Source organism: Candidatus Margulisiibacteriota bacterium, assembly GCA_028706105.1.
Taxonomy (GTDB): domain Bacteria; phylum Margulisbacteria; class Riflemargulisbacteria; order GWF2-35-9; family DYQY01; genus DYQY01.
This window is the reverse complement of the sequence record JAQWCF010000030.1, coordinates 1-20,804: the sequence shown is the minus strand read 5'-3', so window position 1 is coordinate 20,804 and position 20,804 is coordinate 1. Positions and strand designations below refer to the sequence as shown.

At 35.3% G+C, this 20,804-nt stretch carries 16 protein-coding genes and 1 tRNA gene; 12 read left to right on the top strand and 5 right to left on the bottom strand.

Going from position 1 to position 20,804, the window contains the following annotated elements; genetic code table 11:
- The first annotated feature begins 101 nt into the window (after positions 1–101).
- The 4 genes from PHF25_04615 to PHF25_04600 all read left to right on the top strand — a co-directional run bounded on the left by PHF25_04615 (position 102) and on the right by PHF25_04600 (position 2,165).
- A complete protein-coding gene (locus PHF25_04615; protein MDD4527306.1) occupies positions 102–848 on the top strand; it encodes a hypothetical protein in 747 nt (248 codons plus the stop codon).
- Positions 845–1,084: a hypothetical protein gene (locus PHF25_04610; GenBank protein ID MDD4527305.1), complete on the top strand. Its 240-nt coding sequence runs from the start codon at positions 845–847 to the stop codon at positions 1,082–1,084. The genes PHF25_04615 and PHF25_04610 overlap by 4 nt, the downstream gene beginning before the upstream one ends.
- A gap of 41 nt (positions 1,085–1,125) precedes the next feature.
- Entirely contained in the window at positions 1,126–1,749 is a 624-nt protein-coding gene (locus PHF25_04605; protein MDD4527304.1) for a methyltransferase, read from the top strand.
- 71 nt (positions 1,750–1,820) lie between these two features.
- The gene (locus PHF25_04600) at positions 1,821–2,165 is read left to right on the top strand and encodes a hypothetical protein (GenBank protein MDD4527303.1); all 345 of its coding nucleotides are present in this window, start codon (positions 1,821–1,823) and stop codon (positions 2,163–2,165) included.
- On the opposite strand, the gene PHF25_04595 is transcribed toward PHF25_04600, so the two are convergent.
- Both PHF25_04595 and PHF25_04590 read right to left on the bottom strand, forming a co-directional pair.
- Positions 2,162–2,506: a hypothetical protein gene (locus PHF25_04595; GenBank protein ID MDD4527302.1), complete on the bottom strand. Its 345-nt coding sequence runs from the start codon at positions 2,504–2,506 to the stop codon at positions 2,162–2,164. The genes PHF25_04600 and PHF25_04595 overlap by 4 nt on opposite strands.
- Complete coding sequence (locus PHF25_04590; GenBank protein ID MDD4527301.1) at positions 2,506–3,729, bottom strand: cation:proton antiporter; 1,224 nt, start codon at positions 3,727–3,729, stop codon at positions 2,506–2,508. The genes PHF25_04595 and PHF25_04590 overlap by 1 nt, the downstream gene beginning before the upstream one ends.
- Before the next feature lie 94 nt (positions 3,730–3,823).
- On the opposite strand from PHF25_04590, the gene PHF25_04585 reads away from it, so the two are divergent.
- Entirely contained in the window at positions 3,824–4,483 is a 660-nt protein-coding gene (locus PHF25_04585) for a hypothetical protein (protein MDD4527300.1), read from the top strand.
- On the opposite strand, the gene PHF25_04580 is transcribed toward PHF25_04585, so the two are convergent.
- Entirely contained in the window at positions 4,470–4,922 is a 453-nt protein-coding gene (locus PHF25_04580; GenBank protein ID MDD4527299.1) for a rhodanese-like domain-containing protein, read from the bottom strand. The two genes, PHF25_04585 and PHF25_04580, sit on opposite strands and share 14 nt — an antisense overlap.
- Before the next feature lie 122 nt (positions 4,923–5,044).
- On the opposite strand from PHF25_04580, the gene htpG reads away from it, so the two are divergent.
- Positions 5,045–6,958, top strand: coding sequence for a molecular chaperone HtpG (htpG, locus tag PHF25_04575; protein ID MDD4527298.1), 1,914 nt, complete (start codon positions 5,045–5,047; stop codon positions 6,956–6,958).
- Between the two features lie 41 nt (positions 6,959–6,999).
- Here the strand turns inward: htpG and PHF25_04570 are convergent, their stop codons facing one another.
- The gene (locus PHF25_04570; GenBank protein MDD4527297.1) at positions 7,000–8,025 is read right to left on the bottom strand and encodes an OmpA family protein; all 1,026 of its coding nucleotides are present in this window, start codon (positions 8,023–8,025) and stop codon (positions 7,000–7,002) included.
- Positions 8,026–8,211: 186 nt separating this feature from the next.
- Here PHF25_04570 and PHF25_04565 point away from each other — a divergent pair.
- The 5 genes from PHF25_04565 (at position 8,212) to PHF25_04545 (ending at position 11,997) form a co-directional block, all read left to right on the top strand.
- Positions 8,212–8,300: transfer RNA gene (locus PHF25_04565), tRNA-Leu, on the top strand.
- 64 nt (positions 8,301–8,364) lie between these two features.
- Positions 8,365–8,508, top strand: coding sequence for a hypothetical protein (locus PHF25_04560; protein MDD4527296.1), 144 nt, complete (start codon positions 8,365–8,367; stop codon positions 8,506–8,508).
- Positions 8,493–9,452: a permease gene (locus PHF25_04555; protein MDD4527295.1), complete on the top strand. Its 960-nt coding sequence runs from the start codon at positions 8,493–8,495 to the stop codon at positions 9,450–9,452. The genes PHF25_04560 and PHF25_04555 overlap by 16 nt, the downstream gene beginning before the upstream one ends.
- 7 nt (positions 9,453–9,459) lie before the next feature.
- Positions 9,460–10,656, top strand: coding sequence for a hypothetical protein (locus tag PHF25_04550; GenBank protein MDD4527294.1), 1,197 nt, complete (start codon positions 9,460–9,462; stop codon positions 10,654–10,656).
- Positions 10,657–10,704: 48 nt separating this feature from the next.
- Positions 10,705–11,997: an alpha-amylase family glycosyl hydrolase gene (locus PHF25_04545; GenBank protein MDD4527293.1), complete on the top strand. Its 1,293-nt coding sequence runs from the start codon at positions 10,705–10,707 to the stop codon at positions 11,995–11,997.
- Here the strand turns inward: PHF25_04545 and PHF25_04540 are convergent.
- Positions 11,915–13,465, bottom strand: coding sequence for a YcaO-like family protein (locus PHF25_04540; protein MDD4527292.1), 1,551 nt, complete (start codon positions 13,463–13,465; stop codon positions 11,915–11,917). The two genes, PHF25_04545 and PHF25_04540, sit on opposite strands and share 83 nt — an antisense overlap.
- Positions 13,466–13,684: 219 nt before the next feature.
- Between PHF25_04540 and PHF25_04535 the strand changes: the two genes are divergently transcribed.
- Positions 13,685–20,804, top strand: a 7,120-nt coding sequence (locus PHF25_04535; GenBank protein ID MDD4527291.1) for a transglutaminase domain-containing protein, incomplete at its 3' end; no start/stop codon positions are given.

The following is a 20,804-nucleotide window of genomic DNA, read 5'->3' as shown; positions in this document are numbered from 1 at the left end:
TTTCTTAAAATATTCTGTATTATTAGTTTTGGTCATCTTTTTTTACCTCCATTTTTATTTGCGTAAATTAGAGTTTACGATGACCATCCTTAAATCTCAAATTGCAAACAAAATTGTACACTACCAAATATTTTGCTGTTCCTGTTCTAATAGGTGGCAGTATGGTTGGGTATCCAGCCTTGTCTGTGGCATTTTCTGTTTTATTGACCTGTGCAGGTGGGATAACAAGATCAGCGGTTTTATTGCATTCTCGTTTAAAACATCCAGACACTAAGTTCCACCCTATAGTGTATTTGATGACAGTGGTTCCTTTTAATGTAGGATTTGTGTATACGATGCTTGCTCTGAATATCCCAGGACAAAACCCTAGAGTTTTAAAAGAAATAAGAGATATTACCTATCAGGTGCTTTGGGGTCTACATCTTTCATCTTTAAAGAGCAAGCTTAAGCCAGACGAGGTCAGGGTTCTTTTTAATAACATACTCAGGTTGAGTTGGGATATTATGAAATATCAAGATTCTCATTTTTCGGCAAAGGGGGACGAACATAGAAAACATTTTGTAATAATTCCAGCAAGTTTAGATAAAAAACAGCGGAAAAATATTATAAAACATTTAAATTCTGGCAAACGTGTTATCTTTATAGATTCCGCAGATAGAGTTTTGCAGCTTAGTAAATATTTGAGAATCAAGTGTGGGACTGAAGTTTTAAAAAGAGTATATTATTATGATTTTTATCAAATGTTTCCTGATTCTTCAGGCGCTGTAGATGATAAAGGGAATCCATATATTAAACATCTATTTGACGGAGAAGGTAAAGTGGACACTACTCTTCGTAAAAACATATGAGGTTTAAAATAATCGCAAATTTGTCTTGTAATATTTTTTTAAAAAAGCTTCAATTCACGCCCTACATTGAATTGTTAGCTTCGCAAATAATCGAGAATCGTCTTGTTCCGGAGCTTTGTAAAGGAGCGAAAATTGAGAGTGGTCAATTCCATTGTCTACAGAGTAAAGTCATTCAGTGTGCTGGTGCTTTTGATTATTCTCAGGACATGGTTATTATGACTGCCAGAAGAATTTAACAGTTAATGCAATATTTCTTTTAAATTTTCGATAACTTCATATGAAGCATAAAATTGTGTCTGTTGATAAATATGGTAAAGTTGAAAGATTAAGACTGAAAGACCAGAAGATGCTTCTCTTGATTCGAGATGGAATAACCAAGCGAGTAAAAGATAGTGATAGTATTTTAGAAATAGGTACAGGTATTCAGGCTGTCCTTGCTCGTCAAATATTAGAAGGATTACAAAGAAAAAATGTGGACTTCTTATTAACTGATATTGATCCAGAGGCAGTTGCTGGGGCAAAGAATTCAGTAAAAGAATATAGCAATGTGAATGTTGTTGAGGGTGATTTGTTTTCTATTGTTCCGTCAGAAAAACAGTTTAATGTTATTTTTTGGAATCCTCCTTGGTACGATAGTTTCAGGGAAGATAAACATAATGGCCCAGCTTATTTGGATGAAAAAGGCTATAAAAATGTTCGTTTGTTTTTGCAACAGGCTCCTAAGTATTTACAGTCAGGCGGTTCTGTTTTTATTGTTTTTCCGATGGAGCAGTCTGCTTTCCTTTGGGATGAGGCAGAAAAACTAGGTTTGGATATTGATGACCATCTGTCGTATTCAACGGAGAAGAGACGAATTGTTCTTTATGAATTCACGGTGCCTGAAACATTAGATGTGCACTAAACATAATTTTCAAGTGGACAATGTTGACACTAAGCTTGTCGAAGTGAACCAGTGAACGTTATAATACTCTTATGTTGCCACCAATTACTAAAGGTTTATTAATTCAATACTTAGTGTTATTGCTTATTCTTGCACCAGCTACTTTCTTTATAGTCATGTATCATCTATCTTTACCAAAAGAGGCATTAGAAGAAGAATCAGAGCCAACAGAGAAGGCTGAGGAGCAAGAAGCTACAACTAAGAAGGCAGAGAAGCCTAAAAAAGCAGACATTCATAAACTATACGCTGACATTAAGAAGAAATACGATCCCTCAAAAGCCGGAGACAAAAAAACTAGGCTTCGAAATAAACAGATAATGCTTAAAGTAGAAAAAGCTTATAAGCTTAAAGATATTAAAACTCTACAGTCTTTCTAAATTTCAGTCTTGTGCCAGAAATATCCTTCAATCGGAATAAACCAGAAAGAACAGGCGTATTTGTTGTCTGTTTTGATAGCTTTTAATCTTTCTGATAAAGAAGCTATTCTTGTTTTATCCATAATAGCCGTAATTATATTGTTGTTAGATTCGTCTTTTAATGTTTGTAAGATAAAGCTAATATTGGGGATATTGTTATTGTCGTGCCTGCTTTGGATGCTTTCACCGTTGGAGACAACCGTTTCATGAACATATTCTTCTGCTAAACATTCTAAAATTTCTACTAAATATTCTGTTTCATGAAGATTAATTATAACCATTGTATTAAGTTCGTTTTCCATCATATCCTCCTGTTTTTGTTTGTTTCTCCAGCTTTAGCTAGAGAATATTTGGTCATAATAGGTCCGACAATTTCAGTTATTATCGTTGAGCCTAGCAAGACGTTAATAACTATGGCAGACAATACTTTTCCCTGAACACCTAGATTCCCAAAATCTTTTGCTACAATTAGTGCAAGACCAACAGCTACGCCTATTTGAGAGAGCAAACTAAACCCAATATACTTTTTAATAATTGGTTCAGTGTCAGCTATTTTGGCGCCTAAAGAAGCTCCTGATATTTTCCCTAGCATTCGAGACACAAGAAATACTAAAACGACAGCCCATAAACTAAATAGTACAGATAATTTTAGATGCGCGCCAGCTGTCACAAAAAAAGCGATAAAGATAGGAGGTGATATTCGTTGAACAAAATCTATTAGTTTTTTGCCAGATAATTTTGAGAAATTGGCAAGAATTACCCCGTAGGTCATGTTTGCTAGCAGCGGTGATACCCCTAAGGTATTGGCTAGTCCAGTGATGAACAGTAGAGTTCCGAAATTTATTATATAAACGTTTTCTGATTGGACAGATTTTCTGCTGATGTTAACTATAATATAGCCAGCAATTAATCCAATTAGTAGGGAAAAGGCAATTTCTCTAGAAGCAATAAAAATAACTTTTAGAAAATTTATATTCGTTGAGGGCACTAATAGTACTTTCGCAATAGATGCAGCTAGAGAATAAAACATTAAGGCAAAAGCATCATCTAGCGCTACAACAGCAAGGATCATTTTGGTTAATGGCCCCGTTGCTCTTAGTTCTCTAATTACCATTACAGTTGCCGCTGGTGCAGTTGCAGACCCTATCGCTCCTAGAATTAAGGCAAGGGGAAGATTTTTAAAAAATAACAAGATACAAGTAAACACCAAGATGAAAGTTATTAGTGATTCAAATAAGGCAACGATAAGAATTTTTTTGCCCGAAGTGTACAGCTCATATAGTTTGATTTCAGCGCCAACAATAAAGGCAATAATTGCTAGAGCCAAATCGCTGATAATGCTTACTTCAAAAAGTAGCTTTTCAGAAAAGACATTTAATAAAGAAGGTCCTAAGGCTACTCCGATAATAACATAGCCAGCTACTGCCGGTATTTTTAGTTTCATGCATATTTTTCCTGCAAGATAGCCAAAGATAGTTGCCAGGCCAACGACCTCAAGGGCGTTTAAATTTAAAATGTTAAGCATATTTTTTCACAATCAAAATGATAATCCTTTTGATAATTCAGCACAAGGGAGCAATCCCCTTGTTACTATGTTTTTTCTGCGGTAATTTAAGAGTATGAAGAAATTATTGGTTGCAAGCCTATTTTTATCACTTGCTTTTGCCTTCACTTTGCCAGAGGGGAGATATGAGCTAAGTGAACAAGGCGTGAATTATGGCTTGTATGTGCCAGCTAGGTTAGGAGACAAGATGATTTTAGTGCTTCCCGATGTTGGCATGACAGGCAAACAATGCCTTGAGTTTTGGTATGAGTATGCAAAACAATCGAATGTACTAGTTTTAGCCCCAGATGCCTTAAATGATGATGTGTGGCAAAAAGATGATGAAGAACGAATAATGAGAATTCTTAATATAATTAGCCGGGACTATGGAAAAATGAAAATTTTAATCCAAGGAATTTCTACTAGTTCTCATTATGCTTTATATTTAGCAATTAATAATCCAGAGAGGTTTGATGCACTATGCAATTTTACAGGCTTAGTTGTTAATTCTTTAAGTTCAGAAATTGTGCAAAATTTTGAAGGACAAACAAAGATTCCCTTTCTTTTTGTACACGGAATGCTTGACGAAGAAATCTCTAAAAAACATGCCCGTTGGGATGTACAGAAAATGAGAGAAAAAGGCTATGAGATAACCTATTGGGAGATAAATAATTCCAAGAAAGAAAAAGCGTATAAAGATATTATTGCTTGGTTTGAAGCTGCTATTTCTCAGTAGGATAATCGTGAAGATTCCATTCAATCATTCCGCCAGTCATGCAATACACTCGCATGAAGTTAAAGAGTTTCATTATTTCCATTGCTTTTTGTGAGCTAGAATGTCTTTGTCCACATAAAATATAGGATTCATTTTTGTTTAAGTCTTTTAATAAGGAAGAAGTTTTAAAATCCCGGATAGGGATGTTGATGGCATTTTTTATATGTCCTCTTAAAAACTCTTTTTCGCTTCTAATGTCGATAACAATGTAGTCATCTCCAGAATCTGATTTATAAATAAGGTTATAAGTTGCTGAAGGAGAGATAAACCCATATCTAGGTTTATTTATGGCTGAGTTCTTTGTGTTGGCAAAGTTTGTCTTGTATTCCAAGACAAGCTTTACGGTAAGGATACCAAATATAGTGATAATAATTGTGTTAATAAAAAAGAAAAAGTCCATATTTTGTCCCCTTTGGTAAGATATTACCAATTCGCAGTGAACTTATCAATAGCTTTTGGTTGCCTCAAACAGTTATAGGTCGTATAATTTTTTAGTAAATTTCATTAGGCGGAGGTCTTAGCATGGTAGAAAAAACAACAGAAAAGTTTGAGTTTAAAACGGAAGTAAAACAGTTATTAGATTTAGTGATACATTCTCTTTATTCACACAAAGATATTTTTTTAAGAGAGCTTATTTCAAACGCATCTGATGCAATTGATAAAAGAAAGTTCCAGTCTTTGACTGATGTTTCTTTAGGAATAGATTCTTATAAGATAAAAATTATTAGAGATGAAAAGAAAAAGATTTTAACAATTTCAGATAATGGAATAGGTATGAGCAAGGATGAATTGCTGGATAACTTAGGAACCATTGCTCGCTCTGGTACTAAAAGTTTTTTAGAGAACATCAAATTAGAAAAAGATAGTAATTTGGATTTAATTGGTCAATTTGGAGTTGGTTTTTATTCAGCCTTTATGGTTGCAGATAAAATTGAAGTTGTGTCCAAAAAAATTGGTGAGAAAAAAGCTTATAAGTGGATATCAACTGGCGAAGGTGGCTTTGAATTAGAGGAAGCTACAAAGATAGATGCTGGAACTGATGTAATACTATTTTTAAAGAAAGAGGATAAAGCTTATTTGGATGAGTATGAGCTTAAACAGATAGTGAAGAAATATTCAGATTTTGTTGAGCACCCAATTGTTATGGATACTAAAAAGAACGAATATCCAAAAAAGGAAGATGGCTCAACGGACTATGATGCAACCCCAACAGAAATTACTTCTGAAGAAGAATTAAATTCTAGAAAAGCTATTTGGGTAAAATCAGCTTCCGAGGTAACCAAAGAAGAATACAATGAGTTTTATAAACATCTTTCACATGATTATTCTGATCCGTTTAAGATAATTCATTATAAGGCCGAAGGAACAATGGAGTTCAAGGCTTTGCTGTATATTCCTGCCAAGTCTCCAATTAATATGTATCAACCGGACGATAAAAAAGGCATCCAGCTGTATGTTAAAAGAGTTTTTATTATGGATGACTACGCGAATATTGTTCCTGAGTATTTAAGGTTTGTGAAGGGCGTTATTGATTCAGGAGATTTGCCGTTAAATGTTTCTAGAGAGATTTTGCAACAAGACAAGCACTTAGATAAGATAAAAAAGGGTGTTGTTAAGAAAATTTTAAATACTCTTAAACAGTTAAAAGAAAAAGAATTTGACGAGTATAGCAAGTTTTACAAAGAATTTGGAGCAGTCATTAAAGAAGGAATCCATCATGATGATGAAAACAAGGAACTTTTGTCAGATTTGGCTATTTATAAAACAACGAAGTCAGGCAATGCTTATAAAAGTTTAGTCCAATATATTGCAGAGATGACAACAGAACAAAAAGATATTTATTATTTACTTGCAAACAGTGAAGAAGAAGCAAAGAAGCTTCCAGTCTTAGAGGCTTTTAACAAGAAAGGCTATGAAGTTATTTTAATGACTGATCCAGTTGATGATTGGGTTGTTAGTTCATTATTAGAATATCAAGGCAAGAAATTAGTCGCTGTGGATAAAGGGGATGTAGACATCACGGACGAGAGCGAGAAAAAAGAGCTAGATAGTAAGAAAGAAGAGTACAAGGATTTATTAGATTTCATGGGAAAACAACTATCCTCTGACGTTAAAGAAGTGCGTTTTTCAAGTAGGCTAACAAATAGTGTTAGTTGTTTGGTAAATGACCAATACTCTATTACAAAAAACATGGAGCAGATGTTCAAGGCAATGGGTCAAGTAATGCCTGCACAGAAAAAGATATTAGAATTAAATCCAGAGCATAGATTAATTGAAGTGTTAAAAAAAGAGTATGAGGCAAATAATAATTCAGAATTGTTAAAAGATTATACGGATCTTATTTATCAGCAAGCGTTGATTGCTGAAGGAGACAAACTACAAGACCCTGTTTCTTTTACTAAGAAGCTAACTGAGCTTATGCTCAAAGGATTATAGTAATTAAGTCGTCTTCCTGTAGGTGAGGACGACTTAATTTTTTATTTTTCAGAATAAAAGTCTAATTCTACACGTCTATTTAGATAGTTATTATTAGTTGCTTTTGTATGTCCACCTGATTTAGTTTTAATTTTATTGTTGGAAATATTATACTTTTTTATTAAATCGTTTTGAACGTTTATAGCTCTTTGAAGAGATATCTCGTCTGGATTTTTTTCGTGGCTATTTGCGTATCCAACAATTGAAACTTTTAAATTAGGATTTTCTTTCAATGTTTTAGCTGCTTTTTGTATATAGTTATTTCCAGGGTTTCCGATGAAGGCGCTATTATAAAAAAACCGATCGATAACTATTTTTTTGTCATTATCAAAAATAATTTTTGGTGCTTTTTTGGGTTTTGGTTTGCTTTCTTTCTTTACTGGTTCTGTTTTTATTGGTTTCTCAATGATAGTAACAGTTGGAGTTGTTACAATAGCTTTTTGTTTTTTCTCTTCCTCAATTATCATTCTTAGTTCTTTAGGAATTTCGTCTTTTTTGTCTGGAGCAAGCACAGTGTTTTCTTTTTTACCATTAAGAGGCATTAACCCCAAACTGAAAATAGCAATAATATCCGATTTTTTGTCTGCAGGGTTATGTCTCGCCTTTACTGTGAATTTATGTTCAATCTTTTTTTTGGATAAACTTAATAATCCGATACCAAGCTCAATCCCATTATCTATTTTGCCATTAAAAGCAAAGATACTTAGCCCTGCTGTCAAAAAAGGTTTTGTTCCACAGCAGAGTTCCGGTAGTAAAAATTCTCCACTTAGACTGCTGTAAAAGACAGCGGCGCTTTGTCCGCTGGACTTATATTCGCTAGGAAGATAGGCGCAAGAAAGGTCTGCTCTAAAAGATTCGGTAATTGGTTTGTTTAATCCAACACCCAACATAATACTGTTTTGTAAATCTGTAGCCTCGTGAAAACGGGTATAACCAAGAAAAGGGTAGAATCTGGTAGAAGAGTCATAGCTAAAGGTTGTTGTTGTAAATAAAACCATTGAAAGAACGCTGAATAGAATTTTTCTCATTTTGATAACTCCTTTTTAATAAGAAACGCAAGTAACTGCTTGATTGCTTTTGTAAGATAATAAGGCTAAATATGGATAAAATCAAACAACCAGAAGTTTCGTTAAGAAATAGTGGTTGTGGCTAAATGAATTATTCTATATAATTATTTGCCTAAGTTAATTATTTAGAGTAATTGTTGTGTTTCCGCCGGGGTGGTGGAATTGGTAGACACGTGGGACTTAAAATCCCATGAAAATTAATTTTCGTGCCGGTTCAATTCCGGCCCTCGGCACCAGCCTTCGCTCTTTTTGCAGAGCTAAGCTCGGATAAACCGCCACCCAACAAACTAGGAGGTCATCATGAAAATATTTCAAAAAATGTATAAATTAATAGATAGTTTCCTGCAGAAGGAATCCACTAAAGGCTGTGGTTGTTCTTGTTCAGAAGATAAAACAAAATCGGAACAGAAAAATAAGGATTCACAGAAATGTTGCAAGGATTAGTAGATTTAGTTTTTCGTTGGCTAGGATTAGATCGTAGCAACCAGATAGTAGAAATGTTCCATTTTTTTGTATATGACACAATAAAAGTATTAATGTTGCTTTTTGTGATGATTGGGATAATCGGATATATCAGAACCTATGTGCCTATGAGTAAAGTTAAAGCCTGGGTGGAATCTAAAAATAAAATAGTTGCTCACTTGTCTGCTTCTATGTTTGGTGCGCTTACTCCTTTTTGTTCTTGTTCTTCTATTCCTTTGTTTATTTCTTTTGTGAAGATGAGAATACCCTTGGGTGTAAGTATGTCATTTCTTATTACCGCACCAATTCTAAATGAGTATCTCTTTGTTTTGATGCTTGGTTATTTCGGCTGGAAGATTGCTTTCATGTATGCGCTTAGTGGTATTTTAATTGGAGTAATTGTGGGGCTTTTCTTGGATAGATTAGAATTAGTAAAGTACATTGAGCCAGATATATTAAAAACAGAAGAAGCTACAGATACATTTGAGTCGTTAACACAAAAAGAAAGACTCCTATTTGGCTTAAATGAAGCATTAAGTATTGTCAAAAAACTATGGAAATGGATTTTGTTAGGGGTTGGCATTGGCGCTTTTCTTCATGGATATGTTCCAAGTGAGGCTATTCATAGCATCGTTGGTGCAGTTGGAATATTTGCAGTTCCAATAGCAGTTATTTTGGGCATTCCTATGTATGGAAGTTGCGCTGCGATTGTTCCTATTGCAGTTGTTCTCTTTGAAAAAGGGATGCCTCTTGGCACTGCTTTAGCGTTTATGATGGCAGTTTCAGCCTTAAGCTTACCAGAGGCAATTATTTTAAGGAGAGCAATGAACCTTAAATTGATAGCGTTGTTTTTTTCAATAGTTGCTATAGGCATTATGTTTACAGGATATATTTTTAATTTTATTAGTCCCTTATTAATTCAGTAGATTTTTTATGATTATCCAAAATAAGTTTATTAAGAAACTTAATGTTGCACTAAAACCATTTGGTGGCAGACTTTATTATGTGGGGGGAATTGTCCGTGATGACATACTAAAAATAGTAACAAAAGATATTGATGTGGTTGTAACGGGAATAAATCGAGAAACTTTCGAAAAAGTGTTATCCACTCATTGTACTGTTCAGCTAGTTGGAAAAAGTTTTGGAGTTTATAAATGCTTTAAAGATGGACAAGAGATAGACATCGCTTTCCCTAGAAAAGAAATTTCCATAGGTGATTTACATAATGATTTTCAAGTTGATTTTGGTCCACAAATTACCTTAGAAGAAGACCTTCAACGTAGAGACTTTACTATCAATGCCATGGCAAGAGATGTAGAGACTGGCGAGCTTGTTGATCCTTATGGTGGGGTGAATGACTTGAACAATCGAACACTACGGCAGCTTTCAGACAATAGCATTAAAGAGGATTATCTAAGAGCACTTAGAGCTCTTCAGTTTGTTTCTAGATTTGGATTCGAGATAGAGGCGGAGACATTAGTTAATATGAAAAAATACGAGTATTTATTTAGCACAATCTCTTCTGAAAGGGTAACGGTTGAGTTAAATAAATTTTTTAGAGGGACTAATCTGATTAAGGCAGTTAAGTGCTGTAAATGTTGCAATTTATTGGAACCATTGTTTCGTAATGTGACTGACCAACAGTTGGCTATTCTTGAAGAAATCAATAAGAAAGAAAGTTATGATGAGCTTATTATTTATGTTGTTTTCTTTTCTTTTTTTGAGGATCATAATGAAATAAAAGATATTTTAAAGATAGAGAAAGGTATTTACAAAAGGATCAAGAGCATTTTATCAATAATAAATAAAAAGAATGCTTCAAGTGAAGACATTAAGCTTTTATTAAACTTGTTAGGTCTCGATGATTATAAACGTTCAATAATTGTAAAAAAATATTTAAATATAACTTCAGATGGTGAAGTTGAAGTGTTAATGTTAGAAAAAATTGTTAGAGAAAATCAACCTTATTTACTTCAGCACTTGGCGGTGAACGGTGATGACTTAATAGCGTTAGGGTTTAGTGGAGCAAAGGTTGGATTTATTTTAAAAAAAATGCTTTTAGACGTGATTAAAGACCAAGCCAAGAATAATCGGGATTATTTATTAACTAATTTTTGTTCTTATACATAACAAATAAACATATAAACAAATCAACAAATAAACAGTATAATAACCCCCATGAGCAAAAGAGGAAATGTTCTTATTTATAATTTATTTCCAAGACTTACGGGTGCGATGACTAATTGGCCTGTTCATTTTAAACGCGCCAAACAGATGGGGTTTAATTGGGTCTATATTAATCCTATTCAGTATCCAGGCTTTTCAGGCAGTTTGTATTCCATCAAGGATTATTATCGAATTAATCCTTTGTTTTTAAAGGGCAGAATGTCCGAAGATAATCAGGTTAGAAACATGATTCATCGTGCACACTTAGAAGGATTGAAGGTTATTTTTGATTTAGTGATTAACCATACGGCGATTGATTCTGTTTTAGTAGAACAACATCCTTCTTGGTATCAAAGAAACTCTAAAGGAATCATTAAAAATCCTCAGGTTTGGGAAGGTGACAAGCTGGTATGTACCTGGGGAGATCTTGCTGAAATAGATAACGAGTCATCAGTGGATAGAGATAATCTTTGGAAGTATTGGTTAGACCTCATTAGATATTTCATTAAGCTGGGAGTAGATGGTTTTCGTTGTGACGCTGCTTATCAAGTTCCTGTTGAATTATGGGAACATTTAATTGGCACAATCCATGCGGAAAATAAAAAAATTGTTTTTTTTGCAGAAACACTTGGTTGCGAAATAGAAGACGTTATTGCTTTAGCCAAGGCTGGTTTTGATTATAACTTCAATAGTTCTAAGTGGTGGGATTTTAAAGAAGAGTGGTGTTTGAAGCAATACAGAGAGAATGCTCCAGTGTCGCCATCAATTGCTTTTGCTGAGTCTCATGACACACCGAGACTTGCGGCAGAGCTCAAAGGGAATGAAGCAGCTATAAAGATGAGATATCTTTTTTCAGCAATTTTCTCAACAGGAGTTATGATGCCGATTGGGTTGGAGTATGGATTTAAAGAAAGTGTCAATGTTGTAAAAACTTTGCCTGAAGATTGGGAGCCAATTAATATTGATTTAGTTGATTATGTTACAGTAGTTAATTCTTTGAAAAAGAAGTACAAGGTTTTTAAGGAAGACAGTAAGTTTGTTGAAGTTTGGAACAATAACGATAATGTATTTTCTATTTTAAAGATTTCTAATGATGGAACAGAGAAAGCGTTGATAATAATCAACAAAGACACAACTAAGACACAGCATGTCAGATTAAATATTGTAGAGATAATGGAAGTGCCTGCAAAAAGCATAGTTGATGTTTCTGTTGAAAATGCGGTTAAGAAGGTGACCGCTCTTTTTGAGAAAGCTCTAGCTCCAGCTCAGGTAACGTTACTGCTTTATCACCATCAACCACAGTAGTTCCTAGTAGGACGCTCATTGCTGCCAATGGGGCTCTAGTGAAGTATGAGGCGAAGATAAATAACACAATATGATTTCTTGGCATTAAGAGCCAGTAAATAACATCTTTATCTAATAATTCTTTTTGACGTGCATCAATATCTATATTAGCACCCATATGCTTATTTATTTGTCTTATTAGTTCAGTGCTTTCTTCATTTATTTCGGTTATTTCTTTTTTGTATTTTAAATAGTATTCCCATGCCTTATCGTCATGTCTTCCATTTTTTAGAAGGAAGGCTACAGTGTAGTGTTGGTTTCTAGAGAAAGGAGAGAATTCATCTCCAGTTTTAAAAGTTGGGATTAGTAACCGATAAACAGGTATTTTTAATTCTTTGTGAGTTAAATTAAGAGCTATCACTTCATGTCCTTTTTGTTTTAGTATAGATAATATTTTTTCTGCATCTTTTTTGAAATCATTACTATTAATATGGAAACAGCCTTTGACTGAAATTGTTTTTGCATTATTAATTATTCGGGTAAAATCAAGAATAAGTCGTGTTTGCCATTGTCCTTTAGTCATGTCAAAGTCTTCTGGGAAATTGTTAACATATGCCTCTCTGCCTTGTAGAAACTCTGTGAATGCTCTGATCATGGCTTTTTCTGGATCGTTGTGTGTGCCATACCCATCACCAGATCTGGAATATATATTAGGGGAATTATGATCTATGGCGTGAACTAAGATAGTTGTTACGTTGATAGTATTAGAAATATCAATAAAATATATTTGGATTCCTTTAATTGTTGCCCACTCAAGTAGCTTAAGAAGATAAGGATTATTTAGAGTAGAGTGGTCAATTAATCTTACTTTTGCATTATAAGGATCAAGTAAAAAGTTATCGATATGTTCTCTTTCTATCAGTTCACATAGACCTTGAGTAATGGCTTCCTCTTTTGTGTTCCCTGCGGCAAGTCCATTGGATGATTTTACTAAATCAGTAAAATTAACAGGAATAAGCGTGGGTTTGTCACTAGTTAGATTATACCCTTCAACCCATAATAAATCTGTGCCGCTTAGAATATCTTCGGTGCTTTCTGTTTCGGTATAATAGTGTATTTTAAATATATCCTTATAGCTACCCATATCCACCTTATCTTTAAGATAGTTATAGCTGGCCTTTATGAAGCCTTTGGCCTTGCCCATATCAAATTCGTACCAGCTTTTACGTTCAGAATACTCCATTATTGCGCTAGCCATAGATTGAGATTGGGTTGCTCCTTTACCGTGAGAGCCGAAAAAGCCATCATCAAAATCATAGACGGAATAAAATTCGTTATTGGAAAGTTTAGTCAATGTAAAGTTAAGATCAGGAAATGTTTTGGATAAAGAGTAAAAAGCATTCTGATAAGTTTCTTCTGGCAAGATAGATTTGTCTTGATCTTCACTGTATCCCTTAGGACTAGATTGTAGTATATAGTCTTCATGCATGCTGATACTATTATAAATGTAATCTGCCTCTTTTCAAGGGAAGTAATATTTTTGTGGTATTTTAATATTAAGAAGATTAGATACAAAACAAATAGCGATTTAAACGTTTTAATATAATGGATAATAATAAGAAAATTTAATAAGTTATACAAGTAAAAAGATAGAATAAAATGATTTAATAAGTATAATTAATATTAGAGATAAAATTTCGGGGGATTTATGGAAATACAGCAAAATAAAGAAGTTTCTAATGACCAAGGAATTGGCATAGATGGCTTAGCTGGAGCAGGTGCTGTAGATAAGAACTATATCCTCGACAACGATGACTTAGAAACAATAAAAGACATTTCCAAGGACAAGCTTACTATTTCAGGGTCTGTAGCAGGAGATAGCTTTTCTAGCTCCGTGGATATTAAATCAGTCAAGAAAACACTCCATTCTGTATTACAAGAAGATGAAGACAAGTCCTATATTCTAAATGATGAGGTTATGCAGTTACTAGAGTCAGGAACAACTGAGATAGATGAGGCTGTTAATAAATATTTTCAAGAGATGTTAGGTCAAGGAATTGAAGTTAATGAGTTGATTGATGAGTACAGTCTAGATTTGGTAAAACTTGTTAATGAGCAAGTTGCTATTCTTAAAGATCAAGAAGACTTAGTGAATTTATTAAGTAGGATGATGGTTGAAATAGAAAATGTTATTGACTTGGAAGAAGATGAATTATTGAAGTTAAAAAATAAAATAATAGATATTGAGACAGATGTGCTTTCTAAGAATGCAGATGCTGAAAAGCCTGAGCTAGAAGAAACAATGGATAAGATTTTTACAGGAAAACGGAGTTTATTTACTGAAGCCGAGCTGGATGTAATAGATGCTTTAATTGATCAGGCAGAAATTTATATAAATGAGGAAGAAAAAAAGATCAATAATGAGCAATCTGTTTCTATAGAACAACGCTTAAATGAACTTATTAAAAAGGCAGAGAGTCTAGTTAAGGTTAATTCAAATGTTGCGGTGGTTGATGCCTCTGTTATTGAAGAAGCTTTAATCGTTGAAAGTCAGAAAGAAAATATTAGTTCTTTGATAGATCCTTTTGATCCAGAAGTTGCGTCATTGATTGATAAGTTGAACGAAGAGGGCTTAATCACCGATGAGATGAATGAAGAAGAAGTTGTCTTTGCTATATATAATTATATTATTCGTGAATATACGTTTTCTCGTGATGATGAGGCATCAGGTTCTGGATTGCAACAAGTAGCCGATACTATTGTGAGTGTGGGAGGAAGTAGCGAAGACCAATCCGTCCTGTTAGTGAGTTTGTGTTTGGCTGCTGGTGTTGATGATAAAAACATAAAAGTGTATTTAATGAAAGTAAAAGATTCAGAGCAAAGTCAGGTTGTCTGTGGATATTCGTTTTCAACTGACACAATTGTTCAATTAGATATTTCTCAACGAGTAGAAATGAGTGAGTTTAATTCTACCAAATTCATTAAAACAGAAGAAATTATTACCACTATCTCAGCTTATGATGGTTCATCAGCTGTTGATGTAAGGTCTTTTATTGAGGCTGATAATCCAGCCACACAACGTATTATTGAGTTATTGAGAACAGAAGGGATTTTAACTTTTGATATGTCTAATGACGAACAGGTGTTGGCTATTTACAATCATGTTGTTCAAAATTTTGACTACATCAGCGATGAGGAAACAGGGTTAGCCTGGCAAACAGCCGAGAGCACAATAGAGACAGGTGGTGGAGATTGTGAGGATTTAACTATTCTTTTTGTAGATTTATGTTTAGCTGCAGGAGTGAATGAAGAAAAGCTTCGTGTTTATGTTAATCAAGGAAGTATCTTAGTTCCTGGTCATGTAGTCGCTGGATATACTATGGATAATGGTGAAACCATTCGTCTTGATTTAACAGTGCGAACATCTGAGCAGGTTGTGGATAGCGTAATACCATTAAATACAAATAGTTATACTTTTTCTTTTAATTCTAGATCAATAATTGCTTATACTGTCTTGGGTGATATGCTAGTTTTTGAGGATCCACATTATGAGACAAGTATGTATACTGCTGCAGCTGGTGCGTCACAACATTTAGCTACTACAAATGCTATGAATACTATTATTGGTGCATATGTAAATGCACATGGAAATTATTTGGGACATGTAGAAAATCTTATTAATTACCAACAGTATTTTTATGAGATTGGCGTAGATCTGTCAGGCGTAACCGAAGAGTCAGAAGCATTTGCTGCTGGTGAATGGATGTCATTTGTTGGCGTAGATTTTGAAGCAATGACTGAAGAGTTTATGGCTATTCAGATTCAAATATATATTATGATGGCAAGCGTTATCTTATTTAATGAGTTGCTTGATGTTAAAAGTATGTTGATTCAATACTTGTTTGAGTATCAGTATGAAAATGTTCAGATTCTTTCGGCGCAAAGGATCTCTGATAAATTTTCAAGTGAAATTGGTAATTTAGATGCAGTCATATCTGGTGCATTAGAAGATGCAATGGAAATGAATAATGAAGCTTATGAAAACAATATGGCTGAAATTGAGAGAATCGCTAATGAGTGTGGGAAAAAGATTGACAGTAAGAAACGAGATGCTTATGTAAATGTATTAGTTACTCATGGTAGTTTATTGTTACTGCAGCAATTAAATGGAGTCAATGATATGTTAATCGAATCTAGCAGAGCAGCTATAGCTAAAATAGCTTCTATGTCAGATTCGTTCGAGAATAATAATATTTGGCAAGCAGTCTTAGATGGAGGATCAGTGGATAATAATCTTCGCGTTTCTGCTAGGTTTGATACTATGGTAATGAACGAACAAACCGGTTACATGTTAACGGAAACAACTATGGACATTTCTAGCATGGTGCTTAAGATTTTGTTTAAGATAGATTCTTGGAATGATGATAGAGCAAGCATTGCCGCGATTTCTGCTCAAGTAAGAGCTGCTCAGAAACAAATGATCACAAGGTACTCTGGGTTTTTGAAAACTCAAGTAACTAATGCAGAAAACATTAAATTAGCTCAAAAAAATTATGATGATGCAGTTAAGTTATGGAATAAGGTTAAAAAGGGACCAGGGTTTTTTGGATCATTCTTTTTTATGGTTTTAGCAGTAATTGTTTTAGTTGTTGCTGTTATTGCGGCAGTTTTGACAGCTGGGAGTAGCTTGGGTGTTGCTGCATTTTTTTGGGGTTGTATTATTGCCGCTGCTGTTGCAGCAGCGGCACTTGGATTGTATGCATATTCTCAGTTAGCGTATCAAAAAAGTATTTTAGAACAGATGGAAGAAAATTTAGAGAATGACATTTCTTTAAATTATAATCTTTTAGGTTTAGATTGGGTCGGTCAAGAATATGGTGAAGGTGGTTATGAAATAGGAGAAATACTAACAACAGATAGCATGGCACTTAATTTTGGTAATCAGATGAATAACACTGTGAGACAGGCTTGGGGTCTTGTCCAGGGCATGAGTAGTACTGGGCAAATTGGAGATATGAATGCAATGATAATGGCCTTTCAAATTATGTTATTGAGTATGCTTGCGATTGTTGATGCAATGGCAGATGCTAGAAGTGCTGTAATGCAGGTGCTTTTTAATGTTCAGACGAAAGTTGATCTTATGCAGGCCCTACAAACTTGGGTTAATGGTACTTTTGCTAATATTAATTCCGCATTTGATTACAATTCAACAATGTTATTTGCTCAAGCCAGTGAACATAATAGGAAATTACAGGTTGAAATGCAGTTAAAGAGTGTGAGACAGCAAATTAGTTCTGTAAATGCTCAGATGACAAGGGTAATAATTAATACGATTGTAACAGTTGCATCAATGGCAGCTTTGTGTGGTGGTTGGTATGGTGCTGCTGTAATAATAGTTGGTGCGCTTTGGAGTATTTATGCAGCGTTGCAATCTATGGCTGAGGCGAAGGAAGCCTACGATCTTGCTAAAAAATTGTATGAAGAGTACAAAGATCAATTTTCTGTAGGGCCTGGGTTTAATATTCCGGATTGGCTATATCAAGGAGTAGAGGCTAAAGAAGGGAATATGGGAGTGCTTTTTCAGGGATTAAATAGTGCAATGAGCGGTGCACTAGGTGCCAGTGTAGAGGGTACAACTAATTTTCTTGCGCAGATGTTTGCCGTTTTAGCAATATCATCTGCCATGATGGATGCACGTGCAATAGTTATTACATTATTATTTGGCGTTAATACAGGGAGTCAGTCCAAATTTGTTATGGCTGGGTTCCAGTCCTTTGGTTCCTATGTTATGACAATGAGGAGTCTAGAGGCGCAGCGGGCACAGCTTCAAATGCAAGTTGATAAAATTCTAGCAGATGCACAATTAGCAATAGCTTCAGCCAAGGATAGTATGAATACCGCTAATACTTATGGTTGGATTAGTATTGGAATAGCAATTATTTCAATAGTTGCTTCCGCACTTAAGATAATTAGTACACTTAAAGAGTTATCTACATTGTCTCAAGTTGCTTCTGGATTTGCGGGCGTAGCAGCTGTTGCTAATGGACTTGTTGGTATTGCTCAAAAACAGGCAGAACTTGATGACCAAGAAAAAGCTATTGCGAGAATGAAAGAGGTTTATTCGAGAATGTTTGGCATAAATTTTGATGAATTTGAAAGTTCAGGCACAAATAGTGCGTTGACAGATTCTTCGTTTGATATAGTTAATAATGCTGCAGGCGGGATGATTGCTTCTGCTTCTGGTGGACGTGTAACTTATGACCCTTCTGCTGCACTTGCCGCTGCCAGAGCCATTAAGAATTGGCAGAGAACATGGATGGCGCAAATAGCTGTAGCACAAGCAGCTGCTGATGCAAAACAGGCAGTGATGAGCATGTTGTTTAGAACACCTTCAACAGTAGAGAACTTTCAGACTACGGCGGCGATAGTTGGGTATCAAGCACAAGCAATGCAGATAGCACTCCAATTGGCAGTAGCTCTTGCTAAAATGCAAGTGTCGGCCATTAATGCAGTTGTCTCTGCGCAAGAGAATCTTGCAGCAGCAGAGGCAGCGGCTATGATTTCGATGGCGTTTTCTGTTTTGACGATAGCAGGAGGACTTCTTCAAATTGGCGATTCCTTTCAGGTTACAGGAGGGCCTGATGTGGCCGTCAAGACTTCTGATGGGGAAGTTAAAACGGAGCTTAATGCAGCTGGTAAGAAAGTGCCGGTTATGAAGCCTGGCAAGCAAGGATTTATAACTAATAAGCTTGGTCTAGACAGACCATGGGCAAAAGCACTTGCTTCTTTTGTAACAGGGTATGGTGGGGACACTGGTGGTTTCAATAGTGTTATAACTACAGTAGGAATGAATCTTATAAGAAACTTGTTAAAAGAGTTTTTAACTTATTATATAGAGAAAGAGGCTAGGGAAGATTTTAGGTCAGGGGCAGAGGCCAACGCTGATAAGTCTTTTGGTAAAGGTGATTCAGGCAGTAGTTTGTCCCAAAAGACAGTAAGCAATGCAAGCTTCAGAGAAGACTCGGCTTATTCTAAGCTTCTTGCAAGCAGACAAGCGTCCATGATAGACAGTATGGTGATGTCCCTAATGTCTGCGGCGATAGATGTTTTAGTGGGAGGGCTAAAAACTAACTTTGAGAGTCCGTCACCACCAAAACCAACGAATGCAGTTTCTGCGGAAGGGCAATCAAAATCTACTGAAAAAGTTCCAGCAGTAGGAACACCAACAGCAGCAGAAGCCGCACAAAAAGCAGAAGACGCACAAAAAGCAGCAGACGCAAAAGCAGCAGCAGACGCAGAAAAAGCAGCAGTAGGGGCATCAGGTACCGGAAGGCAGACTGGTGTAGATACTGTTTTGGTGCTTAATGTAGCCCCTGGTGCAGAGGAGGCAGCAGTAAAAGTACAATTGACGACTACTGCAAAAGAGCTTTCAGATGCAGAAAAAAGTAAAGGTAGTGCCGCTGCTATCAGAGAGGAAAAGGTACAACAAGATAACAAAATACAACCAGTAGCGACAACTGATGCTTCACTTGCGGATAAACAAAACAAGGATTCAATTAAATATAATAACCCTTTTACATTCAATGAAACGGCTGCAGATAGGGAAAATATGAAAAATATGACGCCTGAACAGAAAATAGCCTACCTGAAGAATAAAAGGGAAACAGTTGCTCTTAATCAATTTAGTTTAGAAATGGCAACAAAGTTCTTAAAAAATATAATAAATGAGGCATTTTCACAAAGAGGCAAGACACAGCAGGTTATTGATTCAGCTCAATCGGGAACATCTTCTGGTGCGAATTTTAATTCAGCTATACAGGGGATAAGTAGTAATGCTACTGTAGCACTTCAAGCAGTTATTAATGAAGCAATCAGTACTACGCAGACCGCTATGGATTCATATTCAAATGCAATAAATGACCCTAATAAAAATAATGAAAGCAAAACGGCTGTTAGTGCAGCGTCTAACGCAGAAGCTATGAATATTCATCTTAATCTGGTTGCAAAAAATGATAATAATATTGTGAGTATTAAAGACAATAAATTTTCAAGCCCAGAAGCCCAACAGATTATTGATGCGGCTAATTTATCCAAAAAAAGTACGGTTGCAGAAATTCAAAAGGTATTGAATCAGCTTTTACAATTAGAAGAATTTAGATATGAGGCAGACGTGAGAGATTGTGACATGGCCAGTACTTTAATGGCAGCATTAGCTCAAAAGCTTGAAATTACTGAGTATCAATTAGTTATTTCTAAAGATTCAGCAGACCCTAACAGCCCTGCACATATGTCTGCTGAATTTTCAAAGGATGGTAACCGTTATAGTCTTGATTTTAATTCTCCATCAGAAACAACAGCAGGGGTTGCTTCAGTAAATGGGGTATTAACATTGGCAGATATAACCAAAAATCCTAAAAGCAGCAGTACATTTTTAACATTAGAGATGAAGAGGCAAGAGGATCCATCAAAGGCTATTAGTGGGTTCGAGGTTGATTCTGCAAAGGTCAATACAAAGCATGTAGCTTTTGCTGCAGCAATAGTTGATAAAAAAATAGTTATGGATTCAAAAACTACAGACAATGATTTTAAAGTGCAAGGGAAAGATACGACGAAAGCAAGTGAAGACGCTATTGCAGCGGCTGAGAGCGCACAAAAGGATACTACGGCTCAGGCAGCAGCAGCTTCTCAAGGAGGAGCGGGTGTAGTTACAAGTAATAATCAGAGCCAAGGAGTAAGCGGGACCACTCCTGTAGTAGCACAGGCCAGACAAACAGAGGGTGGATTTTCTGCTGAGTTAGCAAGAAGGATTGAAGTTAGTCCATCGAAAG

Coding starts and splice junctions, on each gene's coding strand:
- PHF25_04585 (MDD4527300.1), top strand. CDS start 3,824: ATGAAGAAATTATTGGTTGCAAGCCTATTTTTATCACTTGCTTTTGCC.
- PHF25_04580 (MDD4527299.1), bottom strand. CDS start 4,922: ATGGACTTTTTCTTTTTTATTAACACAATTATTATCACTATATTTGGT.
- PHF25_04550 (MDD4527294.1), top strand. CDS start 9,460: ATGATTATCCAAAATAAGTTTATTAAGAAACTTAATGTTGCACTAAAA.
- PHF25_04540 (MDD4527292.1), bottom strand. CDS start 13,465: ATGCATGAAGACTATATACTACAATCTAGTCCTAAGGGATACAGTGAA.
- PHF25_04600 (MDD4527303.1), top strand. CDS start 1,821: ATGTTGCCACCAATTACTAAAGGTTTATTAATTCAATACTTAGTGTTA.
- PHF25_04595 (MDD4527302.1), bottom strand. CDS start 2,506: ATGGAAAACGAACTTAATACAATGGTTATAATTAATCTTCATGAAACA.
- PHF25_04545 (MDD4527293.1), top strand. CDS start 10,705: ATGAGCAAAAGAGGAAATGTTCTTATTTATAATTTATTTCCAAGACTT.
- PHF25_04590 (MDD4527301.1), bottom strand. CDS start 3,729: ATGCTTAACATTTTAAATTTAAACGCCCTTGAGGTCGTTGGCCTGGCA.
- PHF25_04610 (MDD4527305.1), top strand. CDS start 845: ATGAGGTTTAAAATAATCGCAAATTTGTCTTGTAATATTTTTTTAAAA.
- htpG (MDD4527298.1), top strand. CDS start 5,045: ATGGTAGAAAAAACAACAGAAAAGTTTGAGTTTAAAACGGAAGTAAAA.
- PHF25_04555 (MDD4527295.1), top strand. CDS start 8,493: ATGTTGCAAGGATTAGTAGATTTAGTTTTTCGTTGGCTAGGATTAGAT.
- PHF25_04605 (MDD4527304.1), top strand. CDS start 1,126: ATGAAGCATAAAATTGTGTCTGTTGATAAATATGGTAAAGTTGAAAGA.
- PHF25_04560 (MDD4527296.1), top strand. CDS start 8,365: ATGAAAATATTTCAAAAAATGTATAAATTAATAGATAGTTTCCTGCAG.
- PHF25_04570 (MDD4527297.1), bottom strand. CDS start 8,025: ATGAGAAAAATTCTATTCAGCGTTCTTTCAATGGTTTTATTTACAACA.